The organism is Pulveribacter sp. (genome assembly GCF_032079985.1).
Classification (GTDB): Bacteria; Pseudomonadota; Gammaproteobacteria; order Burkholderiales; family Burkholderiaceae_C; genus Melaminivora.
Genome location: NZ_DAMATK010000001.1, coordinates 46,296 through 59,830, shown reverse-complemented (window position 1 = coordinate 59,830; position 13,535 = coordinate 46,296). Strand labels below are relative to the sequence as shown.

Here is a 13,535-nt window from a genome sequence, read left to right as displayed (position 1 = left end):
CAGGTCATTTGACTGTCAATCCATTGTCGGTCGAGCGCTGACAGCTCCTGTTTGCATAGCAACCCAACGCCCCCGCCGTAGCGATACGGCCGGGGCGTTGTGCGTTGTGAGCGCGGCGGCCGACGCTCACCGCACCGGCAGGAACTGCAAGAAGGTGCCGCCCGCCACCCCCTGGGCGTAGCCGATGACGGCGCGGCGGTATTTCTCGGTGGACACCTGGGCCAGCAGGTCCAGGCGCGCGATGATCTTGCCGAACTCGCGCTCGTAGCTCAGGTTGCGCTCGGCACCGTTGATCTCGTCGGCCAGCAGCAGCGGCGCGCCGCCGGCGCCGCGGCGCTGGGCCAGCATCCATACGGCGACCTCCAGGTTGCGCGCGGCGTTGTACAGGTGCTGCGCGTCCTGGCCGTCGAGCAGATAGAACTCGGTCTTGCCGCCGTGGGCGGTGATGAGCATGTCGGCCACGGCGTAGAGGAAGCCGGCCACGCGGTCGCCCTCGTAGCCCGGCGACAGGGCCAGCGCCAGCGCGTCGATGTCGCGGCGCTGCCCCAGCGCTGGCCAGCCGCTGCGCTGGAGGGTGGCGCTGCGCAGCCGCGCCACGGCCTGCTCGCGGCTGGCGGCGCCGCCCCGGCGCCACTCGGCGGGGTTGCGGCGGTAGAGCTTGTCGGCCAGGCGGTGCAGGGCCAGCAGGTTCTCGCGCATGGCCACGGTGGCCACGCGGTTCATGTCGGACTGGCCCCATTCCTGCACGCTGGCGCCGTCGCCCTGGACCTCGCCGCGGTGCGTGGGTGCGGGCGCGCCGCAGGCGGTCAGCAGCAGGGCAGCGGTGGCGGCAGCGAGAACGGGGCGGCGCGTGGGCATGCGGGCGAGCCTACCCGCAATGGGCGGCGGCACAAAAAATTTCTCGTGTCAAGCCCTGAGTGAAAATTGCCCAGGGCTTGAAACTCTATATGGGACGTTAGGTTAGCTCTGTTTCGGGCAGTTTGGATTGACTGCTGCGTTGTGGGCTAGGTGCCACATAAGAGCGACGAGGGAGAAAGCCGGGGCGCGTTGCATCGGGTACGTTTCCCAACAGCAGGCCGACTTGCCTTTCTCCATAGTAGCCCAACTGCCCCCCGGAACGACAAGGTCGTCAGGTCTGTTTCTGAGGGACGACCTTGGCGCTCGTTCCTTTCCTGAATCCACGATCCCCCGCCATGAATGCCTCCAGCATGTGCGGGATCAACTTCTCGACATCTACAACCTCGCCATACGCCTGCGCGTGCAGCGCGGCGTAGCGGTCGAGGTCGGCCTTCAAGCTGGCCGGACAAGCAAAGGTCAGCTTGACACTCTCGGTATTGGGCAGCGGCCCCAGCCGCAGCTTCTTGGTCGTGCTCATCGCATTGCCCCCCTGTTGAAGAAAAGCGGCTGGTACGGCCGCAGCACCAAATCGCGGTTGACGATGATGCGAACCGGCAGGCCCGGCCGTTCGGTCAGCGTCGGCTGGATGTTGATGTTGCGCCGGGTCATCTCCTGACCGACTTGGTTCACGCTGTCCTGCAAGCTGCCCTGTCCGGCGATGATGACGCGGTTGCCGTTCTGCCGGTTCTGTGGTGCGGCCAACTCGGCGCCTACGCCCAGCAGCGTGGTCAGCGCCGCGCCGGCAAAGACGCGATCCCAATGCCAATCGACCCCATCCTCCAGGCCGGCGTAGCCGGCCGGGTCGGTGCCTGCCAGATTGTCGAGCTTCAGCGAAGACGTGTCGGGCAGGATGATGCGGTTCCACACCACCTGCACGCGGCTCTGCCCATAGCTCACCTGGCTGTTGTACTTGCCCAGGATGCGCGAGCCCTGCGGGATCAGCAGGAACTTTCCCGCGGCCGAGTCGTAGACCGGCTCCGTCACCGTGCCGATCACGTCGCCCGGCAGGTCGGACTTGATGCCCGTCACCAGCGCGCCCGCGATCACCGTTCCGGCCATCACCTGGTAGGGCGAGGCCGGCATTTGCAGATTGCCGGAATTGCGAGTTTCCGTAGAACCGCCTTTCAGGAAAGCCTCTTTCTGGTCTTGCCGGTTTTGCACGGCAGTCGGGTCGGATGGCTGGGCCGCCGTCGAGGCTGGCCCAGCGGCGAGCGGGTCGAAGCCCGCCAAGGCGCCGCCCGGCACAGCCGTAGCGGCAGGCGCTGCGGCCTTGCCCTGCTGGCCCGCGCGGAAGAACACCGTCGAGGCCGCCGCAGCGTCGGCCTCCTTGCGCCGCGCATCCTCCGGGTCGTGGCCCGGCGGCGCATAGGTCGGTGTCACGGGCTGCTGAGACTTCACGATGGCCGGGCCAAGGTCGCCCGGCAACGGCGGCCCCAGCTCCGGCACCTTCGGCGGCAGCTTGGAATAGTCCGAAGGCAGGCCGTCCAACCCTTCGGACTTGGACACGCGATCCACGTTGTACAGCTCGGTCTGCTCGCCCGCATTGCGCCGATGCGGCTGCAACGACCAGATCGTGGCGCCGAGCACGGCGACCGACAGGCCGCCGGTGAGGATGGCCAACGTGCGCCGGTTCAGGCGCGTGACCGGGCGCGGCTGCGCGCGCAGCGCCATTGCCTCGGGCGCCACCTTGCCGGCCTGCGGCGCGGCATGGTCAGAAATGTCGTCCTGGCTCATGGTCAGTTCCTCCGCGTGCCATCCGTGCGTTCGATCCGCACCACGTCGCCCTTGTCCCCGCCCAGGCGCAGTTCGGCCGCGCCGAACAGCCGATCCACGATGTAGTACGGGGAGCGGAATCGGTAGTTCACCAACTGCCCGTCACCCTGCGCGCCGATCACGAACAGCGGCGGCAGCTCGCCCTGGGCAATGCCCGGCGGGAACTGGATGTAGACCTTCTCCCCGTCATCAAAAGCGCGCAGCGGCTTCCACGGCGGATTGCTGCCGCTGACCGCGTAGCGGAAACGGATCTTCTCCAGCGACAAGCCGGTATCGACCGGCGCAGCGGCGCTCGCTGCCTGCGCCTGGCGCTGCAGGGCCAGCATCTTGTCCTTGGGGTACTCCCAGGACACCGAGGCCATCCACGTCTTCTCGGTCGAGGTCAGCTCCAGCAGGTACGTCCGGCGGCTGGTCGTGATGACGAGATTGGTCTTCAGGCCCGAACGGATGGGCTTCACCATCACATTGACGCGCAGCGCATCGCCGCTGCCGCTCGATGTGTCACCCACGATCCAGCGCACGGTATCGCCAGCGGCGACCGTCACCAGTTCTTCGCCCGGCTGGAGCGCGATCACAGTCACGCGGCCCACGGCCGCATAGACCTGGTACAGTGCGCCATCAGTGAAGGGCCAGACCTGAATGGCATTGACGTAGCCCTCGCGCGTGGGCGCAATGCGCGCCTCGGCATTGGCGCGGGCTACGCGCACGGTTTCGTCGGCGGGCTCCGCCGCAGGCTTGGCGTCCGCTACAGGCTTCATCTGCGCCGGCATCGGCAACACCTCGGGCACGGTCACGACCTCCACCGGCTTCGGTGCCTCGGGCAGCGGCTGGGCCTGCACGGGCTCATCCAGCGAGATGACCGGCGGCGGCGTGCCTTGCGTGGCGCAGCCTGCAAACAAGACGCTTGTTGCCAGCAGGATCAGCGGCAAAACGGATTTACGGAAATACGGATTCATGGCTTGGCTCCTTCGGATGAATCGAGTTCGCGGCTCCACGACAGGCCGTTGACGTAGATGCCCAAGGGGTTCTTGCGCAGCCGCTGCTCGGTGCGCGGGGTCTGCTGCACGATGGAAATCACCGCGTTCCAGCGTTCGGTGCGATCCAGTGCGCCGTTGACGTAGCGCGTCTCCGTCCAGCGCACGTTGAACGACGTGTCGCTGGCGCGGGTCACGGAAGTGATCTGCACCGTCACCGACTCCTTGCCGATGCGCGCGAACGGGTCGTTCATGCGGGCGTAGTCGTTGAGCACCACGGCGCCCTTGTCGGTGGTGTAGTTGTAGGCATCGAGCCAGTTCTGCCGCACCACGATGGGGTCGATGGACAGCGAACGCACCAGGCCGATGACGCGGCCCAGGTGGTAGGCCACCTGGGCATCGCTGGGCCGGTACGGCGTGGCGGCTTCGCCCACGGTACGCACCTGCCCAGCCTGATCGACCTCGATCACATAGGGCGTGACGATGGACTGCGCCGAGCGCCAGACCAGGCCACCGGCCATCAGCAGCGCGAGCGCGAGGCAGCCGAAGGCCATCAAGCGCCAGTTCTTCGCCTGCACGCGCGGCGAGCCGATGCGCTCGTCCCACACCTGGCCGGCGGCTTGGTACGGCGTGGCTGGCTGCGGCGTGTCGGCGTAGCGCACTTGGGGTCTTTTGAATCGCATGGTTCGTCTCCTTATGAATCGGAATCGCGCAGGCTCGGGCCTTGGCTGGAGCTGCCGCCATCGCCACCGCGCAGCGTGTGGGCGGCGGTGGTCGCGGCGTGGGTGAGTTGCTGCCTGCGGTGCAGGCGTTTGGCCCAGGCGGGCTGTTCGGCAGCGGCAGGCGCTGCGGAATCGGCTGCGCCCTGCGGGCCGCCAGACGCGGCGGCGTCATCGGGCCGGAAGGCGGCAGCGACACGCTCCTTCATCGAGCGTGCGCCATCGGCAACCTTCTGCCCGGCGGCTTGCGCGCCGGTCTTGGCGACATTGCCCACGCCGGCGGCGGCGCCCTTGAGGCCGCCGCCCGCCGAAGCCGAGCCGGCCTGATATGCCGACTTGGCACTGCCGGCGGTCGATGCCATCGCGCGAGCACCGCTGCCGGCCAGCTTGGCCGCAGCCGGGGCCATGCGTGCGCCGGCTGCGACGGCGCCACCGACGCCCGTGGCCGCTGCGCCCACGGCAACCGCAGCGCCGGCCGCGCCCAGCGCGGCACCGGCCATCGCGCCCGCGCCAAGCTGCGGGCCACCTGAAACCAACCCGGTCGCAATACCCGGCCCGAAGATGCCCAGCGCCAGCAGGGTCAGCGAGGCCAGCATGACGACGACCGAATGGTCGATGGACGGCTCGGCTGGCTGCACCTGGAACTCGGCGAACAGGCCCGAGCCGATGCCCACGATGATGGCCAGCACCAACACCTTGATGCCCGACGACACCACGTTGCCCAAGACCTTTTCAGCGAGGAACGCGGTCTTGTTCCAGAGCGCGAACGGCACCAGAACGAAGCCCGCCAGCGTCGTCAGCTTGAACTCGATCAGCGTGATGAAAAGCTGGATCGCCAGCACGAAGAAGCACAGCAGGACGATCAGCCACGCGAGGAACATCACGACGATGGGCGTGATGTTCACGAACACCTCGGGGAATCCCGCCATGTCGCCGATCTGTTTGAGGATCGGCGCCCCGGCGTCGATGCCGACCTTGGCCAGCCTGCCCGGTTGCAGGAAATTCTCCATGCTCAAGGTCGAGCCGCTTGCCGTCAGGCCCAGGCTCGCGAACGAACGGAACACGATGCCGGCCAGCCAGTTGAAGTTGCCGATGATGTAGGCGAAGGCGCCGACGTAGAGCACCTTGCGGATCAGCTTGGCGATCACGTCCTCGCCCTGGCCGGTGGCATGGCCCATCGCCCAGAGCAGGCCGGCGATCGTCATGTCGATGACGATCAGCGTGGCAGTCAGAAACGCCACCTCGCCATGCAGCAGGCCAAAGCCCGAGTCGATGTAGCGCGAGAACGTATCGAGGAAGCGGTCGATGATGGTCACGTCATTCATGGCGAGTTCTCCTGCCCAGGCCCGTTGTCATTGGCGGGTTCATCGAAGCTGGGCGGAATCGGCGGCAGGTCAGCGAGCGTCTGGTACTCACCGGGGCCGGCCTTGCCGGAGAGAAAGCGGCGCAGGTCGGCTTGGGCCACCTGCGCGCAGAACGCGCCGCCGTGCTCGCCCGCGCAGCATTGCGTGCGCAGCGCGTGCAGCCGGGACGGGTCGGCGGCCAGCGCATCCACCGAAGGCGGCCGGTCGCAGCTGGCCAGCAGGGACGCGAGAGCGAACAGGACGGGCGCGTTCTTCATGGCCGTCCCCCTCAGCGGTTGTAGAAATTGACGGGCTGCGGCGTGTACGGCGTGCCTTCACCCAGGAAGCGGCGCGTCACCTCGCGCCCGCGCTCCGTGGCCGCGGCCTGCCGCGCCAGCTCCAGCGAAGCGGCCCGGTCTTGTGTGATCTGGAGCCGCTGCGTCTGGATCGACTGCTTGGCTTGCAGGGCGAGCAACTGGTTCATGGCCTGCATCGCCTGCAACGCGCCTTCTGCCGACTGGCTCTTGCCCACGAGGTCGGCCAGCAAGCTTTCGTCGTCGCTCAGGTTCTGCGATGCCTGTGCCTGCATCTGCATGGTGGTCTGCAAGCCGTTGAGCGTGTTTTTCCAACGCTCCTGTGCATCGAGGTACATCTGATTGCCGCTCACCGTGGCGGCGTACTTCTCGGGATACAGGCGCGCAAACTCGCGGTCGATGCTCGTCACGTCGTAGGCCAGGCCCTTGGCCTGCGCGATAAGCCGCTGGGTGGTCGCCAGGTTCGCGCGCAACTGGCCCACCACGCTGGACGGCAGGCTTGCCAGGTTGCGGGCCTGGTTGATGAGCATCTGCGCTTCGTTCTGGAGCTGGCGGATCTGGTTGTTGATCTGCTCCAAGGTGCGAACGGCGGTGAGCGTGTTCTGCACCAGATTGGTCGGGTCGAGCACGATGTCGCCGACGCCGAACAGCGCGTGCGCGGGCTGCACGATGCCGAAGGCGAGCACGCAGGCTGCGGTCAATGCGGCGAGCTTGGGGGTATGCAGTTTCATGGCTGGTTCTCCTGTGAGTGGTTGGCGGTACGGACGGAGCCCGGCGCGAGGCCGGGGAATGAGGGCAGCAGGTCGGCCGCCCAATCGAGGCCGCGATGGCGCAGCCAGGCGGCTGCGAACGGGGAAGACGCTGCGGAGCTGGCATCGGCTGCGGCGAGCACCGCGTCCATGTCGCGCTGGTCTTGCGGCGTGGAAGCGCCCGCGAAGGCCAGCGTCGCCGGCCCCAGGTCAAGGTCGAACAGGCGGTTGCCGAGGCGGGATTGGTAGTAGTAGTCGCGTTTGGGCTGCGCGGTGGCGACGATCTCGATCTGGCGCGAATTCAGTCCGAAACCCTCGTAGATCGTGCGAATCTGCGGCTCGGTCGCCTGTGGGTTCGGCAGGAAGATGCGGCTGGCGCAGCTCTCGATGATTGCTGGCGCGATGCTCGAATCCTTGATGTCGGCCAGACTCTGCGTGGCGAAGATGACGCTGACGTTTTTCTTGCGCAGCGTCTTGAGCCACTGCCGGATGCGTGCGGCAAACACCGGGTCATCGAGAAACAGCCATGCCTCATCAAGGATCAGCAGCGTGGGTGCACCGTCAAAGCGTTCGTCGAAGCGCGCAAAGAGGTAGTGCAGCACGGCCATGACGGCGGCCTTGCTGTGCATCAGCTCCTCCATCTCGAAGCACTGCACGTCGGCCATGCCCAGCCGGTTGTGATCGGCGTCCAGCAGCTTGCCGTGCGCACCGCCGAGCACATACGGCGCGAGCGCCTGGCGCAGCGCATTGCTCTGCAACAGCACGGACAGCCCGGTCATTGTGCGCTGCTCCACCGGCGCACCGGCAAGGCTTTGCAGCGCCGACCAGATGGCCGCCTTCTCGTCCGGGCCGACCGCCACGCCCTCGTGCAGCAAGCGTCCTTCGATCCATTCCGCGGCCCAGGTGCGGTAGCCCTCGCGGTCGATGCGAGCAAGTGGCTGGAAGGCGATTTCGCCATCCGTGCCCAGGTCGTAGTGCTCGCCTCCCAGCCCGAGGATCGTGGCGCGCATCGAACGCCCCATGTCGAAGGCGAAGATGCACGAGCCGCGATAGCGGCGGAACTGCATCGCCAGCGTGGCGAGCAAGACCGACTTGCCCATGCCGGTCGGCCCCGCTACCAGCGTGTGGCCCACGTCGCCGATGTGCGTCACCAGCCGGAACGGCGTCGCGCCATCGGTACGCGTGACGATCAGCGGCGGGCCGTCGAGGTGGTTGTTCTTCTCCGGCCCCGCCCATACCGCAGACAAGGGCATCAAGTGCGCCAAGTTCAGCGTCGAGACAATGGGCTGGCGCACGTTGGCATAGGCGTTACCCGGAATGGACGACAGCCACGCATCCACGGCGTTGAGCGTTTCGGGGATGGTGACGAAGCCGCGTCCCTGGATGACGCGCTGCACCATGCGCAGCTTCTCGTCGGCTGCGCCGGCGTCCTCGTCCATGACGGTGACGGCCGCCGTCAGGTAGCCGAAGGCCACTTGATCGCTGCCCAGCTCCTGCAAGGCGACGTCCGCGTCGGCGGCCTTGTTGCTGGCGTCGGTATCCACCAGCGGCGACTCCTGCTGAAAGATCGTTTCGCGCAGCAGTGCGATGACGTTCTTGCGCTTGGCGAACCACTGGCGGCGCAGGCGGGCGAGTTCTTTTTCCGCCTCGGATTTGTCGAGGCACAGAAAGCGCGTACTCCAGCGGTACGCAAATCCCAGGCGGTTGAGGTCGTCCAGAATCCCCGGCCAGGTCGAGGTCGGGAAGCCCCGCACTGTCGCAATACGCAGGTGCTGGTCGCCCAGCATCGGCGCGAGGCCGCCGACCAGCGGGGCATCGGCCAGCAGCGCATCGAGGTGAAACGGCACTTCAGGTACGCCCACACGGTAGCGCCGCGTCGAGATAGCCGCGTGCAGGTAGGTCAGCGTCTGGCTGTCGTCCAGCCAAGCGATTTCCGGCATCACGCCGTCGAGCAGGTCAAAGACCCGTTCCGTTTCCGCCACGAAGGCGGTCAGGCGCTCGCGCCAGTCCACGCCTTCGGTGGGACGGTTCTCGTACAACATGCCCGCCGCGCGGGCGTGGGATTCCTCGGACGGCAGGTACACCAGCGTCAGGTGATAGCCGCTCTCGAAATGGTTGCCCGATTCCTCGAACGCTGCCCGGCGTTCCTCGTCCACCAGCCACGACAGCGGCTCGGGAAACTCCGAGTGCGGATAGCCGGCGGCAGCGCGGCGCTCGGCTTCGATGAACAGCGCCCAGCCCGAGCCCATCCGGCGCAGCGCGTTGTTCAGCCGTGCGCTAGTGGCGATCAGTTCGCCTTGTGTGGCGCTGTCGAGGTCAGGCCCGCGGAATCGGGCCGTGCGCTGGAAACTGCCATCCTTGTTCAAGACGACACCCGGCGCGACCAGCCCGGCCCAGGGCAGCCAGTCGGCCAGCAGCGCGGGCCGCTGGCGGTATTCGGCGAGGTTCAGCATGGCGGCGTCCCCTCACACGTCCAACAATGGGCGGTGCTTGATATGCCGAGCGAACACGGCCATGAACTGCGGGTCAAGGCGCGCACCCCAGACCGCCAGCGCATGGCCGACGATCCAGAGCACGACGCCGGGAATCCACAGTTGCAGGCCCAGCCCAACAGCGGCGGCCAGCGTGCCGTTGGCGATCGCCACGGTGCGCGGCGCGCCGCCCATCAAGATCGGCTCGGTCAGCGAGCGATGCAGCGGCACCTCGAACCCGGCCGCGAAGGTGTCAGGCCCGCTCATACGACAGCTCCGCCGGAGAAGCTGAAGAACGACAGGAAGAACGAGGATGCGGCGAAGGCGATGCTCAGGCCGAACACGATCTGGATCAGCTTGCGAAAGCCGCCCGATGTGTCGCCGAAGGCCAGCGCGAGGCCCGTGGCGATGATGATGATGACGGCCACGATGCGCGCTACCGGCCCTTGGATCGACTCCAAGATCGACTGCAACGGGCCTTCCCACGGCATCGAGGAGCCGGCGGCCTGCGCCGTGCCGGCCAGGAACAGCAGCAGCCCTTGCGCTGCAGGGCGGCCCAGGCTGTGCAGCCGCGACAGCGTGGGCAGGCGCAAAGCCGGATTTGCAGAAAAACGGAAAGCAGGAACGATCATCTGCGTCATGGCAGTTCTCCAGGTTGGTCAGGGGACGGGGAAATCGCCGCAGCGGGTGCGGCATCGGGAAGTGGCGGCAGCTCGGGAAACGGCGCTTCCAGCGCGTCCGCCAGTTGGTAGCCCACGCCGTCAAAGCCGACGACGCGGGCGATGCTCTCGATGCGGCGCTTGCGTCCGCGTCCGGCGATGTGGATCACCACGTTGACCGCCTCGGCGATCAGCGCACGCGGCGGGTTCACCGCCACTTCGAGAATCAGTTGCTCCAGGCGCAGCAGTGCACCGAGCGCGGAGCCGGCGTGGATCGTGGCGATGCCGCCGGGGTGGCCGGTGCCCCACACCTTGATGAGATCCAGCGCCTCGGCGCCGCGCACCTCGCCGACCACGACGCGATCCGGCCGCAGGCGCATGGACGAGCGCACCAGCTCGGTCATCGACACCACGCCAGCGCGCGTGCGCAGCGGTACGTGGTCGCGGGCCGCGCATTGCAGTTCCACCGTGTCTTCGAGCACCAGCACGCGGTCGCCGGTGGCGGCGATTTCGGCGAGCAAGGCATTGGCGAGCGTGGTCTTGCCGCTACTGGTGGCCCCGGCGATCAGGACGTTCTGGCGCTCGCGCACAGCGCGCACCAGAAAGCCCGCCTGGGCGGTGGTCATCATTCCGTCCACGACGTACCGCTCCAGCGGGATCACGCCGATGGCCCGCTTGCGCAGCGCGAAGGCCGGCCCCGGCGCGGCGGGCGGCAAGATGCCCTCGAAGCGTTCGCCGGTTTCGGGCAGCTCGGCCGATAGCAGCGGCTGGCCGCGATGGACTTCTGCACCGACGTGGGCCGCGACCAGGCGGATGATTCGCTCGCCATCTGCCTCGGGCATCTCCACGCCCATCGGCGCGCGCCCCGAGGACAGGCGATCCACCCAGAGGGTGCGATCCGGGTTGAGCATGATTTCCACCACGTCCGGGTCTTCGAGCGCAGCGGCGATCAACGGCCCCATCGCCGTGCGCAGCATCTGGATGCGCCGGTCGAGCGCGGCGGTGGTCATGGATTGGGGAACGGCGCTCATGACACACGCTCCTGCGTTTCGGCCCGTACCGCCGCATCCGCCATGGTCGTGATGTCGGGATGCAACTCCTCCACCACGTCACGCACCAGGCTGCGTCCGCGCAGCAGGTGGCGGCCAAGCTGCTCGGTGAACTGCTCGAAGCGCGCCTTGCCCTGGGCGCGGGCCGCGTCTTGGTGCGCCTCGGGAATCGGCGTGCTGACCGTGAGGTAATAGCGGATGAATAGCGCCAGCGTTTCGATGGCGATGTTCTGGTCGCGCTCGATGCGTTCGGCCTGGCGCGACAGGCGATCCAGCCGCTTGGCGATGGCCGCCTCGCGCTGGTCGGCCGCATCGGGCGACAGCCACGATGCGAGCGCCGCTGCGACGATGGATGACTTGGACACGCCTTTCTTGGCGGCCAGTTCATCGAGCCGCTGGGCGTGCTCGGGCTGGATAAAGAGATTCAGGCGGTAGTGGCTCATAGCTCGATTCCGTCGTTGGGGTCGAGGGATGCCAGCCGGGCCGTGCGCTGCATGGCCGGATCAAGCTGGCGAGGAAGGGGAAGCGGCAGGTCGTCGTCATCGAGCAGGCCGAGGTCGGCAGTGCTGGTGGCCAACTCGGGGTCGTAGGCGACGGTTTCGGAAAGCTCGGGCTGGCGGCGTGGGCCGCCGTCGTCGGCGCTGCCGATGCCCTCGACGGCTTCGGTAGCCGGGGCGGCTGGAACAGCGGGAATCGCCAGGCCACTCCAATCGTCAGCGCGTGCCGGAGGAACATCGGCATAGCGCCCGGCAGCCAGCACAGGCGGCTTCAGCACGCGGCGCTTGAAATTGGTGTCCGCGTAATAGCGCAACTTCTTGGCCTTGATCGGTGCCACGCTGGATACCATCACCACGGCCTCGTCGGTCGGTAGCTGCATCACCTCGCCCGGCGTGAGCAGCGGGCGGGCCGTCTCCTGGCGCGACACCATGAGGTGCCCCAGCCACGGCGCGAGCCGGTGGCCGGCGTAGTTGCGCTGCGCGCGCAGCTCGGTGGCGGTGCCGAGGGTTTCGGAGATGCGCTTGGCCGTGCGCTCGTCGTTCGTGGCGAACGTCACCCGGACATGGCAGTTGTCCAGAATCGAGTGGTTCTGCCCATACGCCTTGTCGATCTGGTTCAGGCTTTGCGCGATGAGGAAACTGCGGATGCCGTAGCCCGCCATGAAGGCCAAGGCCGTCTCGAAGAAATCCAGGCGCCCCAGGGCCGGGAACTCATCGAGCATCAGCAGTAGCTTGTGACGGCGCTCGATGCCGTCGGAGCCGTCCAGCGATTCGGTGAGGCGCCGCCCGATCTGGTTGAGGATCAGACGGATCAGCGGCTTGGTGCGCGAAATATCCGAGGGCGGCACCACCAGGTACAACGACACCGGATGTTCGGCGGCGATCAGGTCGGCGATGCGCCAATCGCAGCGCGACGTGACTTCGGCTACCGTCGGGTCGCGGTACAGGCCAAGGAACGACATGGCCGTGGACAGCACGCCCGAGCGTTCGTTGTCGGATTTGTTCAGGACTTCACGCGCAGCCGAGGCGACGACCGGATGCGGGCCACCACCTTCCACACTCACCAGATGCCGCGTGGTCATCATCCGGTGCAGCGTCACCTCGAACGGGCAAGCCGGATCACTGAGGAAGTTCGCTACGCCGCGCAGCGTCTTGTCTTCGCCTGCGTACAGCACATGCAGGATGGCGCCGACCAGCAGCGCGTGCGAAGTCTTCTCCCAATGGTTGCGGCGTTCGAGCGCGCCTTCGGGATCGACCAGGATGTCCGCGATGTTCTGTACGTCGCGCACCTCGTGCGCGCCGCGTCGAACTTCCAGTAGCGGGTTGTAGGCCGCCGACTTCGCATCCGTCGGGTTGAACAGCAGGCAGTGCGAGAAGCGCGAGCGCCAGCCGGCAGTGATCTGCCAGTTTTCGCCCTTGATGTCGTGGACGACGGCGGACGCCGGCCAGCTCAACAGCGTCGGCACCACCAGGCCGACGCCCTTGCCGGAGCGCGTCGGCGCGAAGGTCAGGACGTGTTCCGGGCCTTCGTGCCGCAAGTACTGGCCGTGGTGTTGGCCAAGGAAGACGCCCGCCGGGCTCGATAACCCAGCCTTGCGAATGTCATCCGCGTTCGCCCAGCGTGCCGAGCCGTAGGTGGTGACGAGGCGTGATTGGCGCGAACGCCAGATCGACATGCCGATGGCGACCAGCACGGCGACAAGGCCGCTGCCACCGGCAATCGCACCACCGATGTCAAAAACACGGGGCGCGTAGGCGTCGAAGAAGAACCACCACTCGAACAGCCGCCACGGGTGGTAGACCGGCGTGCCCAGGAAATCGAACCAGGGCGAGCCAAGGCGTACTTGATAGCCAAGGGCTGCTGCCGTCCATTGTGTGGCTGCCCACACGCCGGCGATCACGATGCCGAATACAACGGCAATCTGACCGAACAGCACGTTCGTCCCTTGCATGACCTTGCCTCCAATCACGGCACACGGAGGTGCCGCAGCACGGAGGATCAAGGCGCGTGCGCAGGCCGGTCAAAGGCCGTTATGGCGGTAATTCAGGCTGAAAAGGCCAGATTTCTTGCAGGGGCGAAGACAATAAAA

14 protein-coding genes are annotated in these 13,535 nt (G+C 67.1%); all 14 read right to left on the bottom strand.

Annotation, left to right across the window (positions count from 1 at the left end):
* Window positions 1–126 precede the first annotated feature (126 nt).
* Entirely contained in the window at window positions 127–858 is a 732-nt protein-coding gene (locus RT282_RS00285) for a hypothetical protein (RefSeq protein WP_313311046.1), read from the bottom strand.
* Between the two features lie 271 nt (window positions 859–1,129).
* The gene (locus RT282_RS00280; RefSeq protein WP_063598513.1) at window positions 1,130–1,375 is read right to left on the bottom strand and encodes a DUF2274 domain-containing protein; all 246 of its coding nucleotides are present in this window, start codon (window positions 1,373–1,375) and stop codon (window positions 1,130–1,132) included.
* Window positions 1,372–2,631, bottom strand: coding sequence for a TrbI/VirB10 family protein (locus RT282_RS00275; protein WP_063598512.1), 1,260 nt, complete (start codon window positions 2,629–2,631; stop codon window positions 1,372–1,374). Before RT282_RS00275 ends, RT282_RS00280 begins: the two co-directional genes overlap by 4 nt.
* Window positions 2,632–2,633: 2 nt before the next feature.
* Window positions 2,634–3,626 carry a P-type conjugative transfer protein TrbG gene (trbG, locus tag RT282_RS00270; protein WP_313311044.1) on the bottom strand — a complete coding sequence of 331 codons (993 nt, stop codon included), beginning with the start codon at window positions 3,624–3,626 and terminating at the stop codon, window positions 2,634–2,636.
* A complete protein-coding gene (gene trbF, locus RT282_RS00265) occupies window positions 3,623–4,327 on the bottom strand; it encodes a conjugal transfer protein TrbF (RefSeq protein ID WP_313311043.1) in 705 nt (234 codons plus the stop codon). Before trbF ends, trbG begins: the two co-directional genes overlap by 4 nt.
* A gap of 11 nt (window positions 4,328–4,338) precedes the next feature.
* Window positions 4,339–5,688: a P-type conjugative transfer protein TrbL gene (trbL, locus tag RT282_RS00260; protein WP_313233471.1), complete on the bottom strand. Its 1,350-nt coding sequence runs from the start codon at window positions 5,686–5,688 to the stop codon at window positions 4,339–4,341.
* Window positions 5,685–5,984 carry a hypothetical protein gene (locus RT282_RS00255; RefSeq protein WP_313233469.1) on the bottom strand — a complete coding sequence of 100 codons (300 nt, stop codon included), beginning with the start codon at window positions 5,982–5,984 and terminating at the stop codon, window positions 5,685–5,687. Before RT282_RS00255 ends, trbL begins: the two co-directional genes overlap by 4 nt.
* 11 nt (window positions 5,985–5,995) lie before the next feature.
* Window positions 5,996–6,751 (bottom strand): P-type conjugative transfer protein TrbJ, encoded by a 756-nt coding sequence (gene trbJ, locus RT282_RS00250; RefSeq protein ID WP_063598507.1) that lies wholly within the window; start codon window positions 6,749–6,751, stop codon window positions 5,996–5,998.
* Window positions 6,748–9,222, bottom strand: coding sequence for a conjugal transfer protein TrbE (gene trbE / locus RT282_RS00245; protein WP_313233467.1), 2,475 nt, complete (start codon window positions 9,220–9,222; stop codon window positions 6,748–6,750). Before trbE ends, trbJ begins: the two co-directional genes overlap by 4 nt.
* Window positions 9,223–9,234: 12 nt before the next feature.
* Window positions 9,235–9,507, bottom strand: coding sequence for a VirB3 family type IV secretion system protein (locus RT282_RS00240; RefSeq protein WP_313233466.1), 273 nt, complete (start codon window positions 9,505–9,507; stop codon window positions 9,235–9,237).
* Window positions 9,504–9,881 (bottom strand): TrbC/VirB2 family protein, encoded by a 378-nt coding sequence (locus RT282_RS00235; protein ID WP_313233464.1) that lies wholly within the window; start codon window positions 9,879–9,881, stop codon window positions 9,504–9,506. Before RT282_RS00235 ends, RT282_RS00240 begins: the two co-directional genes overlap by 4 nt.
* On the bottom strand, window positions 9,878–10,930 hold the full coding sequence (trbB, locus tag RT282_RS00230; protein WP_313233462.1) for a P-type conjugative transfer ATPase TrbB: 1,053 nt from the start codon (window positions 10,928–10,930) through the stop codon (window positions 9,878–9,880). Before trbB ends, RT282_RS00235 begins: the two co-directional genes overlap by 4 nt.
* On the bottom strand, window positions 10,927–11,391 hold the full coding sequence (locus tag RT282_RS00225) for a hypothetical protein (RefSeq protein WP_063598502.1): 465 nt from the start codon (window positions 11,389–11,391) through the stop codon (window positions 10,927–10,929). Before RT282_RS00225 ends, trbB begins: the two co-directional genes overlap by 4 nt.
* Entirely contained in the window at window positions 11,388–13,397 is a 2,010-nt protein-coding gene (locus RT282_RS00220) for a conjugal transfer protein TraG (protein ID WP_063599498.1), read from the bottom strand. Before RT282_RS00220 ends, RT282_RS00225 begins: the two co-directional genes overlap by 4 nt.
* Window positions 13,398–13,535: the final 138 nt, after the last annotated feature.